The following is a 13,614-nucleotide window of genomic DNA, read 5'->3' on the forward strand; positions in this document are numbered from 1 at the left end:
CGGTACGCGGTCACGGAGAGTTCCGTGTCGTGGACGCTCGCGGAGGCCGCGGGCCGCTAGAACATGAGCCATGACTGCTCAGCACTCCCCCGCTCCCTTCCGTGCCTCCTCCGCCCCGGCTCCGTTCCGCGCCCGCCGGGCGCTGCCAGTGCTGCGCCGCACGCTCTGCGCGGCCTCGCTGGCGCTGCTGCTGGCGGCCGGTCCCGCCGCCGCCGTCGCCGGCGGGGTGGAGTGGCCGGCGGCCGGGAACACGGCGGCGCAGGTCGAGAAGGCCGGTCTGACGATGCTCGACACCGAGCAGCTCGCCATGCACATCCACACCACGCTGGAGGTGTTCGCCGACGGCGAGCAGGTGACCGTCCCCGCCGACATCGGCATCGACCGCTCCGGCCCCAGCCCGCGCTACAGCCCGCTGCACACCCACGACGAGACCGGCACCATCCACGTGGAGTCGGCCGAGTGGCGCGACTTCACCCTCGGCCAGCTCCTCACCGAGTGGGGCACCCCCCGCGAGGACACCCGCTTCGGGGCGCCGCTGGCCTGGGTCGACGGACGGCCGTGGGCGGGTGACGCCGACGACATCGTCTTCCGCGACGGCGAGACGATCACCCTCCGCTACCTCTCGCGCTGACCCGGCGGCGCCTCAGAGCAGGACGTCCTCGTCGAAGCAGGTCCGGGCCCCGGTGTGGCAGGCGGCGCCGACCTGGTCGACCTTGACCAGCAGGGTGTCCCCGTCGCAGTCCAGCGCGACGGACTTGACGTGCTGGACGTGGCCCGAGGTGTCGCCCTTGACCCAGTACTCGCCCCGGCTGCGGGACCAGTAGGTGCAGCGGCCGGTGGTGAGGGTGCGGTGCAGGGCCTCGTCGTCCATCCACCCCATCATCAGCACCTCCCCGGTGTCGTGCTGCTGGGCGATCGCGGGGACCAGGCCGTCGGCGGTCCGCTTGAGGCGGGAGGCGACGGACGGGTCGAGTCCGGCCGAGGGGCCGGGCGTGCTGCTGCTCATGGCTCCCATTGTGCCGGGCCCGTAGGGGTGTGCGGGCGCGGCGGCCGTGGTCAGGGCGTGGGGGCGGCCGTAGGCTGGGCCCATGTCGACTCATGCGAAGCGTGAACGCCTGCTCCTGGCCGATCTGTTGGAGTCCGCGGGCCCTGAGGCCCCGACGCTCTGCGAAGGGTGGCTGACCAGGGATCTCGCCGCTCACGTGGTGCTCCGCGAGCGCCGCCCCGACGCGGCGGGCGGCATGCTCGTCAAGCCGCTGGCCGCCCGCCTGGAGCGAGTGCAGGCCGAGTTCACCGCCAAGCCGTACGACGAACTGGTCCAGCTCATCCGCACCGGCCCGCCGCGCTTCTCCCCCTTCGGCCTGAAGCAGATCGACGAGGCGGCCAACACCGTCGAGTTCTACGTGCACGCCGAGGACGTCCGCCGGGCGCAGCCGGAGTGGACCGGCCGCGAGCTGGACCCGGTCTTCTCCGACGTCCTGTGGTCCCGGCTGGAGAAGATGGCCCGGGGCCTGGGCCGCAAGGCGCCGGTCGGCCTGGTGCTGCGCCGCCCGGACGGGCGGACGGCGGTCGCGCACCGGGGGACGCCGGTGGTCACGGTCACCGGGGAGCCCGGCGAGCTGACCCTCTTCGCGATGGGCCGTCAGCCCCACGCCGAGGTCGCCCTGGACGGCGAGGAAGAAGCGGTGGCCAAGGCCACCGCCACCAAGGAACTCGGCTTCTGATCCGTCCGCCCCCGCCGCGGCGGGGGCGCGGAAGCAGGAGCCGGGCCGTACGGGTGGCCCTACCCGCAAGCCACCCGGCGGGCCGCCCCCTTGTCGCCCGCCCGGTGCCGTGCGGTCCGGGGCCTCTGGCACCCTGCTCCCATGGACACACGAGCGACGACGGGACAGAACCCCGCGCCCTGGACCGTGGCGGTCCTCGGCCCCGGCGGCATCGGCGGCCTGGTGGCCTCGCTGCTGGCCCGCCGCGGGCACCGGGTGATCTGCGTGGCGGGCGAGCAGACCGCCAAGACCCTGAACGAGCAGGGCCTCGCGCTGCGCAGCGGCCAGTTCGGTGACGGCACGGTGGAGGTCGAGGCGGTCACGGAGCTGACCGAGCCGGTCGACCTGTGCGTGATCGCCACCAAGGAGACGGGGCTCGCCGAGGCCCTCCAGCGGGTACCGGCCGCGGCGCTCGGCACGGGCCTGGTGCTGCCGCTGCTCAACGGCTTCGAGCACGTCGCCCTGTTGCGGGAGACCTACCCGGCCGGGCAGGTCGTGCCCGCCGTCATCTGGGCGGAGTCGACACGGACCGCGCCCGGCGTCATCGAGCACACCACCCCGTTCTGCCGGATCGAGCTGGCCGGCGCCACCGCCCCGGCCGCCCGTCTCGCCGCGCTCGGCGCGCTCCTGGAGGACGCGGGCATGCGCGGCCTGGTCCACGAGGACGAGACGGCCCTGCTCTGGGACAAGCTGGCCTTCCTCGCCCCCTTCGCCCTGCTGACCACCCGCCACGCCGCCCCGGTGGGCACCGTGCGCACCGAGCACCGCGAGGAACTGACCGCCGTCGTCGCGGAAGTGGCGCGGGTCGCGGCGACCGTCGGGGCGCCGACCGAGGCGTCGGCCCTGCTGGCCAAGTTCGACAACGCCCCGGAGGGCATGCGCTCCTCCATGCAGCGCGACGCCGCCGCGGGCCGCCCGGTGGAGATCGAGGCCATCGGCCGCGCCCTGCTCCGCCAGGCGGACCGCGCGGGCACGCAGGTCCCGGCGCTGACCTCCCTGGTGACCACGGTGGCGCGGACCCACGGCGGTTCCTGACCCGCTCGGGCCCGGCCCGCCCCCGGCCGGGAGCGGGCCGGGCTCAGGAGAGCCGCAGCCCCAAGTAGGTGAGCGGCCCCGGGGTCGGCCACCGGGATCTCGTGGAAGCCGAGACGGTCGTAGAAGGCGCGGGCCGGGGTGTTGGCGGTGACCACGCCCAGGCGGACCCCGGCCACCCCGCGGCCCCGCAGCACGGCGAGGTACGCCTCCACCAGGCGGCGCCCGTGCCCCCGCCGCTGGTGACGGGGCGGAGTACGCGTCGAGTCCCCCCCGGTCAGGGGCGGACTACCTTACGGGGCGGCCTGCCGCCCGCAGGGCTCCCTTCACGTCCCCGATGCGGAGTTCCCCGAAGTGGAAGACCGAGGCGGCGAGGACGGCGTCGGCTCCGGCTTCGACGGCGGGGGCGAAGTCGGTGACGCGGCCGGCGCCGCCGGAGGCGATGACGGGGACGGTGACGTGGCGGCGGACCTGGGTGATCATCTCCAGGTCGTAGCCGTCCTTGGTGCCGTCGGCGTCCATGGAGTTGAGCAGGATCTCGCCTGCGCCGAGTTCGGCGGCCTGGTGGGCCCATTCCACGGCATCGATGCCGGTGCCGCGGCGGCCGCCGTGGGTGGTGACCTCGAAGCCGCCGTCGGGGGCCCGGCGGGCGTCGACGGAGAGGACGAGGACCTGACGGCCGAAGCGCTCGGCGATCTCGCGGATCAGGTCGGGGCGGGCGATGGCGGCGGTGTTGACGCCGACCTTGTCGGCTCCGGCACGCAGCAGCCTGTCCACGTCGTCGGCGGTGCGGACGCCGCCGCCGACGGTGAGCGGGATGAAGACCTGCTCGGCGGTGCGGCGGACCACGTCGTAGGTGGTCTCCCGGTTGCCGGAGGAGGCGGTGATGTCGAGGAAGGTCAGCTCGTCGGCGCCTTCGGCGTCGTAGACCTTGGCCATCTCGACGGGGTCGCCCGCGTCGCGCAGGTTCTGGAAGTTGACGCCCTTGACGACGCGGCCGCTGTCCACGTCCAGGCAGGGGATGACTCGGACCGCGAGGGTCATCGGGCAGCTCCTCGGTACGCCTCGGCCTCGACCTCCACGACCAGCCGGGGGTCGGTGAAGCCGGAGACGGTGATCACGGACGCGGCGGGTCGGGCCGCGTCGAACAGTTCGTGGCGGGCACGCCCGGCCGCCTCGGTGTCCCGGGCGTCGGGCGCCGTGCGGAAGGCGGTACGGGTCTGCTCGTACGGACCGCCGGAGGAGATGACCCGGCGTATCCGCTCCCGACCGCCTTCCGCGGTGGTCATGCCACGGCCTTCAGGGCCTCTTCGAGGGTGAACGCCTTGGCGTAGAGGGCCTTGCCGACGATGGCGCCCTCGACGCCCTCGTCCACCAGGGAGGCGAGCGCGCGCAGGTCGTCCAGGGAGGAGACCCCGCCGGAGGCGACGACGGGCCGGTCGGTGGCGGCGCAGACGTTCTTCAGCAGCTCCAGGTTGGGGCCCTGGAGGGTGCCGTCCTTGGCGATGTCGGTGACGACGTAGCGCGCGCACCCCTCGGAGTCGAGGCGGGCGAGGGTCTCGTAGAGGTCGCCGCCGTCGCGGGTCCAGCCGCGGCCGCGCAGGGTGGTGCCGCGCACGTCGAGGCCGACGGCGATGCGGTCGCCGTGCTCGGCGATGACCTTGGCGACCCATTCGGGGGTCTCCAGGGCGGCCGTGCCGAGGTTGACGCGGGTGCAGCCGGTGGCGAGGGCGGCGGCGAGGGTGTCGTCGTCGCGGATGCCGCCGGAGAGTTCCACCTTGATGTCCATGGCGCCGGCGACCTCGGCGATGAGCTGCCGGTTGTCGCCGGTGCCGAAGGCGGCGTCGAGGTCGACGAGGTGCAGCCACTCGGCGCCGGAGCGCTGCCAGGCGAGGGCGGCCTCCAGCGGCGAACCGTAGGAGGTCTCCGTACCGGACTCGCCGTGGACCAGGCGGACGGCCTGTCCGTCGCGGACGTCGACGGCGGGGAGGAGTTCGAGCTGCTTGGCCATGATCAGAGGGTCTCGATCCAGTTGGTGAGGAGCTGGGCTCCGGCGTCGCCGGACTTCTCGGGGTGGAACTGGGTGGCCCACAGGGCGCCGTTCTCCACGGCGGCGACGAAGGGCTCGCCGTAGGTGGACCAGCTCACGTGGGGGGCGCGGATCACCGGGTTGGTGACTTCCAGGCTCCAGTCGTGGACCGCGTAGGAGTGGACGAAGTAGAACCGCTCCTCGGGATCGACACCCTGGAAGAGGCGCGAACCGGCCGAGGCCTGCACGGTGTTCCACCCCATGTGGGGGACGACCTCGGCCTTGAGCGGGCCGACCGTGCCGGGCCACTCGTCCAGGCCCTCGGTCTCGATGCCGTGCTCGATGCCGCGGGCGAAGAGGATCTGCATGCCGACGCAGATGCCCATGACGGGACGGCCGCCGGAGAGGCGGCGGCCGACGATCCAGTCGCCGCGCGCCTCCTGGAGCCCGGTCATGCAGGCGGCGAACGCGCCGACACCGGGGACCAGGAGGCCGTCGGCGTTCATGGCGCGGTCGTAGTCGCGCGTGATCTCGACCTCGGCGCCGGCCCGGGCGAGGGCCCGCTCGGCGGAGCGGATGTTACCGAAGCCGTAGTCGAAGACGACGACGTTCTTGGTGGTCATGACGTCACCCCCAGACGTCCAGGCGGAGCACGCCCGCCGTGAGGGACATGGCCGCGCCGATCCCGAGCACCACGAGGATGCCGGTGGGCAGCTTCTGCTTGTAGAAGGAGTAGACGCCGCCGAGGAAGAACAGTCCGAGGACGATCAGCGCCGTGGAGACACCGTTCACGGTTACAGGGCACCCTTCGTCGAGGGGAGGATTCCGGCGGCGCGGGGGTCGCGCTCGCTGGCGTAGCGCAGGGCTCGGGCCAGCGCCTTGAACTGGCACTCCACGATGTGGTGGGCGTTGCGGCCGTAGGGGACGTGGACGTGCAGGGCGATCTGCGCCTGCGCCACGAACGACTCCAGGATGTGCCGGGTCATCGTGGTGTCGTAGGTGCCGATCATCGGCGCCATGGTCTCCGGCTCGGTGTGCACCAGGTAGGGGCGGCCCGAGAGGTCGACGGTGACCTGGGCGAGGGACTCGTCCAGCGGCACGGTGCAGTTGCCGAAGCGGTAGATGCCGACCTTGTCGCCGAGCGCCTGCTTGAAGGCGGCGCCCAGGGCCAGGGCAGTGTCCTCGATGGTGTGGTGGGTGTCGATGTGCAGGTCGCCGTCGGTCTTGACCCGCAGGTCGAAGAGGCCGTGGCGGCCGAGCTGGTCGAGCATGTGGTCGTAGAAGCCGACGCCGGTGGCGACGTCGACCTGCCCGGTGCCGTCGAGGTCGATCTCGACCAGGACCGAGGTCTCCTTGGTGGTGCGCTCGACGCGCCCGACGCGGCTCATGACAACTGCTCCTTCTCATTTGGGCGGTCTTCGCCGGGGGCGGCGCTCAGACCGCGAGGCATGTCGAGGTACGGCCCTGCTGCCTCGCGTACCGCTTCGAGGAAAGCGGTGTTCTCTTCGGGGGTTCCTGTGCTGACGCGTAGCCATCCCGGGACGCCGTTGTCGCGGACCAGGACCCCGTGGTCGAGGAGGCGCTGCCAGACGGCGTGCTGGCCGCCGGGGTCCTCGAAGCGGCCGAACTGGACGAAGTTGGCGTCGGAGTCGGTGACCTCCAGGCCGAGGGCGCGCAGTGCGGTGACGACGCGGTCGCGTTCCGCCTTCAGGCGGTCGACGTAGCCGAGCAGCGTGTCGGTGTGCTCCAGCGCGGCCAGGGCGGTGGCCTGGGTGACGGCCGAGAGGTGGTACGGCAGGCGGACCAGCTGGACGGCGTCGACCACGGCGGGGTCGGCGGCGAAGTAGCCGAGGCGGAGCCCGGCGGCGCCGAACGCCTTCGACATGGTGCGGGAGATCACCAGGTGGGGGCGGCCCGCCAGCAGCGGCAGCAGTGACTCGCCGCGGCTGAACTCCACGTACGCCTCGTCCACCACCACCATGGTCGGCTTGACGGCCTGGGCCGCCTCGTGGAGGGCGAGGACCGTCTCGCGGTCGACGGCGGTGCCGGTCGGGTTGTTGGGCGAGGTGATGAAGACCACGTCGGGGCGGTGGGTGGCGATGGCCTGCCGCGCCGCCTCGACGTCGACGGTGAAGTCCTCGCGGCGGGGCCCTGAGACCCAGCCGGTGTTGGTGCCGCGCGCGATGAGGCTGTGCATCGAGTACGAGGGCTCGAAGCCGAGCGCCGTGCGGCCGGGGCCGCCGAAGGCCTGGAGGAGCTGCTGGAGCACCTCGTTGGAGCCGTTGGCGGCCCAGACCTGCTCGAAGGCGACCGGGTGGCCGCCGGTGCGGGTGAGGTAGCGCGCCAGCTCCGTGCGGAGCTCGACGGCGTCGCGGTCCGGGTAGCGGTTGAGGTCGCGGGCGGCCTCGGCGACCCGCTCGGCGATCCGGCGGACCAGCGGCTCGGGCAGGGGGTACGGGTTCTCGTTGGTGTTGAGCCGGACCGGCACGTCGAGCTGGGGGGCGCCGTAGGGCGACTTGCCGCGCAGCTCCTCGCGGACGGGGAGCTGGTCCAGGGAGAGGGCGGAGCTCACTGCTGGGGGACCTTCCAGTCGAACCGGGCCTTCACCGCCGCGCCGTGCGCGGGCAGGTCCTCGGCCTCGGCGAGGGTGACGACGTGGTGGGCGACGTCGGCGAGCGCGTCGCGGCTGTAGTCCACGATGTGGATGCCGCGCAGGAAGGACTGCACGGACAGGCCCGAGGAGTGGCAGGCGCAGCCGCCGGTGGGCAGGACGTGGTTGGAGCCCGCGCAGTAGTCGCCGAGGGAGACCGGAGCCCACGGGCCGACGAAGATCGCGCCGGCGTTGCGGACGCGGTCGGCTACGGCGGCGGCGTCCGCGGTCTGGATCTCCAGGTGCTCCGCGCCGTAGGCGTCGACGACCTTCAGGCCGTCCTCCAGGTCGGCGACGAGGACCAGCGCGGACTGGCGGCCGGCGAGGGCGGGCGCGATGCGGTCCTCGACGTGCCGCGTCGCGGGGACCTGGTGGGCCAGTTCCTTCTCCACGGCGTCCGCGAGGGCGTCGGAGTCGGTGACGAGGACGGCGGCGGCCAGCGGGTCGTGCTCGGCCTGGCTGATGAGGTCGGCGGCGACGTGCGCCGGATCGGCGGTGTCGTCGGCGAGGACGGCGATCTCGGTCGGCCCGGCCTCGGTGTCGATGCCGATGAGGCCGGTGAAGTAGCGCTTGGCGGCGGCCACCCAGATGTTGCCCGGGCCGGTGACCATGCGGGCCGGGGGGCAGGACTCGGTGCCGTACGCGAACATCGCGACGGCGGTGGCGCCGCCCGCGGCGTAGACCTCGTCGATGCCGAGCAGGGCGCAGGCGGCGAGGATCGTGGGGTGCGGCAGGCCGCCGAAGTCGGCCTGCGCGGGTGAGGCGAGCGCGATGGAGGGGACACCGGCCTCCTGGGCCGGGACGGCGTTCATGATCACGGAGGACGGGTAGACCGAGCGGCCGCCGGGGGCGTACAGGCCCACGCGGTCGACGGGGACCCACTTCTCGGTGACGGTGCCGCCGGGGGCGACCTGGGTGGTGTGCGGGGCGCGTCGCTGCTCGCGGTGGACGGCGCGGGCGCGCCGGATCGACTCCTCCAGGGCGGCGCGGACCTCGTCGGTGAGCCCGGCGAGCGCCTCGGCGAGGGCTTCGGCGGGGACCCGGACCTGCTCCAGGGCGACCTGGTCGAACCGCTGGGCGTACTCGATCAGCGCCGCGTCGCCGCGATGGTGCACGTCCTCGCAGATCGGCCGCACCTTTTCCAGGGCGGCCGTCACGTCGAAGTCGGCACGGGGCAGCAGATCGCGCAGGGCCGGGCCCTCGGGGAGGGCGTCGCCGCGCAGGTCGATTCGAGAGATCACACGGCAATTCTCTCAGACCGCCTGACGTCACCGGCGCCCCGTATCAGCGTTTGATACGGGGCGTCGGACACATTCCGTGACGATGAGCGTTCAATTCGTCACTCAGCGGGCATCACCGGGGTGGGGCCCGCCCCGTTGGGCACACGGGCCCCGTCCCCGTCGGCGCCGCGCTCGGGGGCGGGCCCGCCCCCGTCGAGGAGTCCGCGGCACGGCACGGGGAGGCAGACGCGTGTCCACCGAACTGGACGGTGAGCCGCCACAGGGCCTGACGGCCGCCGAGTACGGCATGTGGCAGGCGTTCCGCAACGGCAGCACCTACGACCTGCGGGCCGGTGAGGCCGCGCTGGACGATCCGCACGGCGGGCTGCCGTGGGGCGAGGAGCGCAGCGTCCGCGCCCGCGTCGTCAGCCTGCTGCTGCTGCACGGCCCCGACCCGCTGCCCGGCCGGGTCTCCTCGCTGAAGCTGGCCGGGGTGCAGATCACCGACGTGCTGGACCTGGCGGGCGGCACCGTCGAGCCGTACGTGGAGCTGATCGGCTGCCGGTTCGAGAAGGAGGTGCTGCTGCCGGAGGCGCGGTTCACCACGCTGCGGCTGGTGGACTGCTCGCTCCCCCGCCTGGAGGCGGCCCGCGTCAGCACCGAGGGCGATCTGCACCTGCCGCGCTGCCGGGTGCACCGGGGGGTGCGGCTGACCGACGCGCAGATCGGTACCGACCTGCTGCTCAACCAGGCGGTGGTCCACCGCGACCGGCGCGGCACCTCGCTGCTGGGCGACGGCCTCTCCGTCGGCCAGGACTTCCAGGCCGAGATGATGGAGGCGCACGGCGAGGTGAGTCTGCGCGGCGCGCAGATCGGGGTGTCGCTGAGCCTGCGCGGCAGTCGCCTCGCCAACCCGTACGGCCGCCGCGCGCTCAACGCCCCGCAGCTCACCGTGGGCCGCACCCTCTACCTGACCCCGGCGGGCGTGGGGAACCCGGCGCTGACCAGTGGCACCACCCCGGCGCGCGGCACGCGGGTGCAGCGCTTCGAGTGCCGGGGCGGGGTGCGGCTGGACGACGGCCGGGTCGGCGACGCCATCGACCTGGACCAGGCGCGGTTCGTGATGGAGGAGTACCAGGAGCTGTCGATGCGCCGGGTGCAGACGCCGGAGCTGCGGTTCCTCTGCGAGCGTCCGGCGCAGGGCCGGGTGGTGCTCTCGGGCGCCCGCGTCGGCAACCTGATGGACCAGACCCTGAGCTGGCCGGGCCCGGGCGGCCTGGCGATGGGCGGCTTCACCTACGACAACCTGGTCCCGCGCGGCCGCTTCACCCTCGCCGAGCGGCTGACCTGGGTGGAGGCGGCAACCCCGGAGTACAACCCGGAGCCGTACGAGCTCCTGGCGGCGGTGCTGCGCTCCGGCGGGGAGGACGCGGACGCGCGCGAGGTGCTCCTCGCCAAGCAGCGGCGGCGCCGCGAGACGCTGGGGCTGGCCGGGACGGTCTGGGGGTACGCCCAGGACTGGACGGTGGCGTACGGATACCGGCCGGGGCGGGCGGCGCTGTGGATGGCGGTGCTCTGGGCGGTCAGCGCGCTGGCCTTCGCCCGGGTCGACCCGGCGCCGATCAAGGCCGACGAGCATCCGCCGTGGAGCTCCTCGCTCTTCACCCTCGACCTGCTGCTGCCCGTCATCGACCTGGGCCAGACCGGCTACTGGCACCTGGACGGCCTCTGGCAGTGGGTGAGCGCCCTGCTGATCCTGCTCGGGTGGATCCTGGCGACGACGGTGGCGGCGGGGGCGACGCGGTTGCTGCGGCGGGGCTGACGGCGGCCACTGCGGGCGGGACGGCGCCGACCGGTCCGGGCCATGGGGCGCGCCCGTACCGCCGGGCGCCCCCGGCCCGCCTCAACTCTCCCCGCGCCCCCCTTCTTTGCCTTCTCTTGACCTTTTTCCAGGCAACCGATCGACCGATACGAAAGCGTCACCCGGCCCCTCTGGTCCAGGCTTCACCTGCGGTTTTCAATGGTCGGCACGATGGCCCTGCTCCAAGCCCTGATCCGGACGGCCCGGATGGTGACCCACACGCCCCGCCTCGCCACCGGGCTGCCTCCCGACGAGGAGGTCTACCTCGACCTGCCCGACGACCGGCTCGCCCCCGCGCTGGCCGCCGCCGGACTCGGGGACCACCGCCCGGTCGCCGCCGCCCTCGCCGCCAGTCGCGAGGCCGCCGCCTGGGAGACCCGCGACCGGCAGGTCCAGCGGCTCGCCGCCTTCGCCCGCAACCGGCCCGAGTGGTTCGACGCCTGGCAGTACGCGGCGCCCCACGACCCGGACGTGGCGCTGGTCCGCGCCGAACTCGCCGTCCGCCGCGGCTGGGAGTCACCCGCCCGCGCCGAACTCCTCCACGACGTCACCCCGCTCATCGCCGCCGCCGCCCGCGCCGAGCCCGCCGACCCGGTCCCCTGGCGGATCGCCCTCGACCACGCCCGGGGCACCGGCGCCCCGCACACCGAGTTCGAGGCGCGCTGGGAGCAGGCGGTGCGCCGCTCCTCGTACCACTACGGCTGCCACGTGGCGGCGCTCCAGTACCTGTCGGCCGCCTGGTTCGGCTCGCACCGCGAGTCGTTCGCCTTCGCCGAGCGCGCCGCCGAGGACGCGCTGCCCGGCTCCCTGGTGCGGGCCCTGCCGGTCCGGGCCGCCTTCGGCGCCCTCCACCAGGGGCCCGACGCGCCCGGGCGGGGCGGCCCGGTTCTGCGGGAGCGGCTGGACACGGCGGCGGACACCGCGATCGCCCTCTCCGCCGAGTACCCGGCGGGCGACCCCTGGCCCGCCGAGATCCGCAACGTCCTCTTCTACGTGCTGATCCGCCTCGAACGCTGGGCCGACGCACTGGAGCAGGCGAGACTCATCGGCACCCGCGCCACCTCCTTCCCCTGGGACCGGATCAGCGACGATCCGCTCGGCCAGTTCCTCCAGGCACGCGACGGGGTACGCATCGAAGTGGCCGCGACACTGCCGCTGCGGGGGACGCGGAGGCGCGGGAAGCCCGGGGACCATTAGGCTTGCCGGTCGTGACCACCGTCCGGCTGCCGCTCTTCCCGTTGAACACGGTCCTCTTCCCGGGGCTCGTGCTGCCCCTCAATGTCTTCGAGGCGCGCTACCGCGCCATGATGCGCGACCTCCTGGACTCCCTCCCGGAGGATCCCGAGGCCGACGAGCCCTGCCAGTTCATCGTCGTCGCCATCCGCGACGGCCACGAGGTGGCGCCGAGCGAGCCGGGCATGCCCGACGACGCCGGAGGCTCCGAGGCCGGGCCCATGACGGGCTTCGGCGACGACCCGGCGCGCTCCCTCCACGCCGTCGGCTGCATCGCCGACGCCGCCACCATCCGCGAACGCGAGGACAGCGGCTACGAGGTCCTCGCCACCGGCACGACCCGCGTCCGCCTCCACTCCATCGACACCTCGGGCCCCTACCTCACCGCCGAGGCCGAACCGCTGCCCGAGGACCCGGGGGACGAGGCGGGGGCGCTGGCCGAAGGCGTCCTGCGCGCCTTCCGCTCGTACCAGAAGCGCCTGGCCGGGGCCCGCGAACTCACCCTGACCGCCAACGCCGACCTGCCCGACGAGCCCTCCGTCGTCTCCTACCTGGTCGCCGCCGCCACCGTCCTCGACGTCCCCACCCGCCAGCGCCTGCTCCAGGCCCCCGACACCGCCTCCCGCCTCCGCGACGAACTGGCGCTGCTGCGCCGCGAGACCGCGGTGATACGGCACCTCCCCTCGCTGCCGGCCGCGGAGCTGACCCGCTCGCCCACCAGCCTCAACTGACCGCCCGGAGCCCGGCACCCATGGCCAAGAAGCAGAAGAAGCAGGCCGGCGGCACCCCCGCCACCGTCGCCCTGGCCGCCGCCGGCGCCCCGTTCACCACCCACGCCTACGAGCACGACCCCGCGCACCCCTCGTACGGCGAGGAGGCCGCCGAGGCCATGGGCGTCTCGCCCGACCGCGTCTTCAAGACCCTGGTCGCCGAGGTCGACGGCCACCTCACCGTCGCCGTGGTCCCCGTCTCCGGCACCCTCGACCTGAAGGCCCTGGCCACCGCCGCCGGAGGCAAGAAGGCCGCCATGGCCGACCCGGCCGCCGCCGAACGCACCACCGGGTACGTCCGCGGGGGCATCTCCCCGCTGGGCCAGCGGAAGCGGCTGCCCACGGTCCTGGACGCGTCGGCGGTCGACCACCCGACGATCTGCGTGTCGGCGGGGAGGCGGGGGCTGGAGGTCGAGTTGGCGCCCGAGGTGCTGGTGGGGCTGACGGGGGCGGTCACGGCGGCGATCGCCAGGGGGGCTTCTTCCTGAGGCAGCGCCTTCCCCGGGCGTGAACAGCTGCGGGTGCCGGCTCATCGCCGGCCCAGGCACGCCGCCGCGGAGGCGGGGTGTCAGGACCGGTGCCGCCGGAGGCTCCCGCCCCCATGGGGCCGATCACTTTGCCGAGTCGGGGCTCTTGCGCCGCTGGGCGTTGAAGCGCGGCTTCTTCTGACGATTCCACGCGGTGCGGGGCGGATGGTGGTCGTTGCCCTGGCCCCGGACGGTGTACCCGGAGGTGCCGCCACGGGTCGTGTACGCGCTCACCGAGTTGGGTCACACTCTCGGACACGTCGTGCACGAGAGGAGCACCTGGCGCGGAGCCCGCGAGAGAGCACCGCGGACGGAGGACGCCGGGACCGTGCCTCGCCGTTGAAGGGGGCCTCGCGCAACTGGCTGCCGTGGGGTCCGCTCTCGCGCTCAGTCCCCTCCCACACGCCTCTCCACACGTAGGGGAGGCCGCCCGCCCTAGGTGTATTGACCCGCAGCGTTGTTGACGCGGCTGATGGGTGGGTGCCCGTCGAGTGCGGTGTGGCAGCGGTGGTGGTTGTAGGTGTGGAGG

General features: G+C 73.8%; 18 protein-coding genes and 1 pseudogene. 8 read left to right on the top strand and 11 right to left on the bottom strand.

Features of this window, described 5'->3' with window-relative positions; translation table 11 throughout:
* Positions 1 to 70: 70 nt before the first annotated feature.
* Complete coding sequence (locus tag ACFWMZ_RS24605; RefSeq protein ID WP_383177308.1) at positions 71 to 631, top strand: hypothetical protein; 561 nt, start codon at positions 71 to 73, stop codon at positions 629 to 631.
* A 12-nt stretch (positions 632 to 643) separates the two neighbouring features.
* Here ACFWMZ_RS24605 and hisI read toward each other — a convergent pair whose 3' ends face one another.
* Positions 644 to 1,006 carry a phosphoribosyl-AMP cyclohydrolase gene (hisI, locus tag ACFWMZ_RS24610; RefSeq protein WP_383177311.1) on the bottom strand — a complete coding sequence of 121 codons (363 nt, stop codon included), beginning with the start codon at positions 1,004 to 1,006 and terminating at the stop codon, positions 644 to 646.
* 82 nt (positions 1,007 to 1,088) lie between these two features.
* Between hisI and ACFWMZ_RS24615 the strand changes: the two genes are divergently transcribed.
* Both ACFWMZ_RS24615 and ACFWMZ_RS24620 read left to right on the top strand, forming a co-directional pair.
* Complete coding sequence (locus tag ACFWMZ_RS24615; RefSeq protein WP_383177314.1) at positions 1,089 to 1,724, top strand: TIGR03085 family metal-binding protein; 636 nt, start codon at positions 1,089 to 1,091, stop codon at positions 1,722 to 1,724.
* A gap of 141 nt (positions 1,725 to 1,865) precedes the next feature.
* Positions 1,866 to 2,798: a ketopantoate reductase family protein gene (locus ACFWMZ_RS24620; protein WP_383177317.1), complete on the top strand. Its 933-nt coding sequence runs from the start codon at positions 1,866 to 1,868 to the stop codon at positions 2,796 to 2,798.
* 155 nt (positions 2,799 to 2,953) lie between these two features.
* Here ACFWMZ_RS24620 and ACFWMZ_RS24625 read toward each other — a convergent pair.
* The 9 genes and pseudogenes from ACFWMZ_RS24625 to hisD all read right to left on the bottom strand — a co-directional run.
* Positions 2,954 to 3,010, bottom strand: a pseudogene (locus ACFWMZ_RS24625) (hypothetical protein); the annotation flags it as partial.
* Positions 3,011 to 3,083: 73 nt separating this feature from the next.
* The gene (hisF, locus tag ACFWMZ_RS24630; RefSeq protein WP_383177320.1) at positions 3,084 to 3,839 is read right to left on the bottom strand and encodes an imidazole glycerol phosphate synthase subunit HisF; all 756 of its coding nucleotides are present in this window, start codon (positions 3,837 to 3,839) and stop codon (positions 3,084 to 3,086) included.
* The gene (locus ACFWMZ_RS24635; protein ID WP_383177323.1) at positions 3,836 to 4,084 is read right to left on the bottom strand and encodes a hypothetical protein; all 249 of its coding nucleotides are present in this window, start codon (positions 4,082 to 4,084) and stop codon (positions 3,836 to 3,838) included. Before ACFWMZ_RS24635 ends, hisF begins: the two co-directional genes overlap by 4 nt.
* Positions 4,081 to 4,806, bottom strand: coding sequence for a bifunctional 1-(5-phosphoribosyl)-5-((5-phosphoribosylamino)methylideneamino)imidazole-4-carboxamide isomerase/phosphoribosylanthranilate isomerase PriA (gene priA, locus ACFWMZ_RS24640; protein ID WP_023419902.1), 726 nt, complete (start codon positions 4,804 to 4,806; stop codon positions 4,081 to 4,083). The genes ACFWMZ_RS24635 and priA overlap by 4 nt, the downstream gene beginning before the upstream one ends.
* A gap of 2 nt (positions 4,807 to 4,808) precedes the next feature.
* Complete coding sequence (hisH, locus tag ACFWMZ_RS24645; RefSeq protein ID WP_383177326.1) at positions 4,809 to 5,447, bottom strand: imidazole glycerol phosphate synthase subunit HisH; 639 nt, start codon at positions 5,445 to 5,447, stop codon at positions 4,809 to 4,811.
* Positions 5,448 to 5,451: 4 nt separating this feature from the next.
* On the bottom strand, positions 5,452 to 5,616 hold the full coding sequence (locus ACFWMZ_RS24650; RefSeq protein WP_008414072.1) for a hypothetical protein: 165 nt from the start codon (positions 5,614 to 5,616) through the stop codon (positions 5,452 to 5,454).
* A gap of 2 nt (positions 5,617 to 5,618) precedes the next feature.
* A complete protein-coding gene (gene hisB / locus ACFWMZ_RS24655) occupies positions 5,619 to 6,212 on the bottom strand; it encodes an imidazoleglycerol-phosphate dehydratase HisB (protein ID WP_383177329.1) in 594 nt (197 codons plus the stop codon).
* A complete protein-coding gene (locus ACFWMZ_RS24660; RefSeq protein ID WP_383204121.1) occupies positions 6,209 to 7,396 on the bottom strand; it encodes a histidinol-phosphate transaminase in 1,188 nt (395 codons plus the stop codon). Before ACFWMZ_RS24660 ends, hisB begins: the two co-directional genes overlap by 4 nt.
* Positions 7,393 to 8,715, bottom strand: coding sequence for a histidinol dehydrogenase (gene hisD / locus ACFWMZ_RS24665; protein ID WP_383204124.1), 1,323 nt, complete (start codon positions 8,713 to 8,715; stop codon positions 7,393 to 7,395). Before hisD ends, ACFWMZ_RS24660 begins: the two co-directional genes overlap by 4 nt.
* Positions 8,716 to 8,944: 229 nt before the next feature.
* Here hisD and ACFWMZ_RS24670 point away from each other — a divergent pair, with 229 nt between their 5' ends.
* The 4 genes from ACFWMZ_RS24670 to ybaK all read left to right on the top strand — a co-directional run bounded on the left by ACFWMZ_RS24670 (position 8,945) and on the right by ybaK (position 13,046).
* The gene (locus ACFWMZ_RS24670) at positions 8,945 to 10,516 is read left to right on the top strand and encodes an oxidoreductase (RefSeq protein WP_383177338.1); all 1,572 of its coding nucleotides are present in this window, start codon (positions 8,945 to 8,947) and stop codon (positions 10,514 to 10,516) included.
* Positions 10,517 to 10,714: 198 nt separating this feature from the next.
* Positions 10,715 to 11,752, top strand: coding sequence for a hypothetical protein (locus ACFWMZ_RS24675; RefSeq protein ID WP_383204127.1), 1,038 nt, complete (start codon positions 10,715 to 10,717; stop codon positions 11,750 to 11,752).
* Between the two features lie 11 nt (positions 11,753 to 11,763).
* Positions 11,764 to 12,519, top strand: a complete 756-nt coding sequence (locus ACFWMZ_RS24680; RefSeq protein ID WP_383204130.1) for an LON peptidase substrate-binding domain-containing protein — start codon at positions 11,764 to 11,766, stop codon at positions 12,517 to 12,519.
* Between the two features lie 20 nt (positions 12,520 to 12,539).
* Complete coding sequence (gene ybaK / locus ACFWMZ_RS24685; protein WP_383177347.1) at positions 12,540 to 13,046, top strand: Cys-tRNA(Pro) deacylase; 507 nt, start codon at positions 12,540 to 12,542, stop codon at positions 13,044 to 13,046.
* Between the two features lie 123 nt (positions 13,047 to 13,169).
* Here ybaK and ACFWMZ_RS24690 read toward each other — a convergent pair whose 3' ends face one another.
* The gene (locus ACFWMZ_RS24690) at positions 13,170 to 13,319 is read right to left on the bottom strand and encodes a hypothetical protein (protein WP_383177350.1); all 150 of its coding nucleotides are present in this window, start codon (positions 13,317 to 13,319) and stop codon (positions 13,170 to 13,172) included.
* On the opposite strand from ACFWMZ_RS24690, the gene ACFWMZ_RS24695 reads away from it, so the two are divergent.
* On the top strand, positions 13,306 to 13,428 hold the full coding sequence (locus tag ACFWMZ_RS24695; RefSeq protein WP_383177353.1) for a hypothetical protein: 123 nt from the start codon (positions 13,306 to 13,308) through the stop codon (positions 13,426 to 13,428). The two genes, ACFWMZ_RS24690 and ACFWMZ_RS24695, sit on opposite strands and share 14 nt — an antisense overlap.
* Positions 13,429 to 13,614: the final 186 nt, after the last annotated feature.

Source organism: Streptomyces sp. NPDC058373, from assembly GCF_042723275.1.
Classification (GTDB): domain Bacteria; phylum Actinomycetota; class Actinomycetes; order Streptomycetales; family Streptomycetaceae; genus Streptomyces.

Bases quoted from the DNA above. Each gene is read 5' to 3' on its own strand.
- ybaK (WP_383177347.1), top strand. From the start codon at position 12,540: ATGGCCAAGAAGCAGAAGAAGCAGGCCGGCGGCACCCCCGCCACCGTC.
- hisI (WP_383177311.1), bottom strand. From the start codon at position 1,006: ATGAGCAGCAGCACGCCCGGCCCCTCGGCCGGACTCGACCCGTCCGTC.
- ACFWMZ_RS24615 (WP_383177314.1), top strand. From the start codon at position 1,089: ATGTCGACTCATGCGAAGCGTGAACGCCTGCTCCTGGCCGATCTGTTG.
- ACFWMZ_RS24635 (WP_383177323.1), bottom strand. From the start codon at position 4,084: ATGACCACCGCGGAAGGCGGTCGGGAGCGGATACGCCGGGTCATCTCC.
- ACFWMZ_RS24620 (WP_383177317.1), top strand. From the start codon at position 1,866: ATGGACACACGAGCGACGACGGGACAGAACCCCGCGCCCTGGACCGTG.
- ACFWMZ_RS24675 (WP_383204127.1), top strand. From the start codon at position 10,715: ATGGTCGGCACGATGGCCCTGCTCCAAGCCCTGATCCGGACGGCCCGG.
- priA (WP_023419902.1), bottom strand. From the start codon at position 4,806: ATGGCCAAGCAGCTCGAACTCCTCCCCGCCGTCGACGTCCGCGACGGA.
- hisF (WP_383177320.1), bottom strand. From the start codon at position 3,839: ATGACCCTCGCGGTCCGAGTCATCCCCTGCCTGGACGTGGACAGCGGC.
- hisB (WP_383177329.1), bottom strand. From the start codon at position 6,212: ATGAGCCGCGTCGGGCGCGTCGAGCGCACCACCAAGGAGACCTCGGTC.
- hisH (WP_383177326.1), bottom strand. From the start codon at position 5,447: ATGACCACCAAGAACGTCGTCGTCTTCGACTACGGCTTCGGTAACATC.
- ACFWMZ_RS24605 (WP_383177308.1), top strand. From the start codon at position 71: ATGACTGCTCAGCACTCCCCCGCTCCCTTCCGTGCCTCCTCCGCCCCG.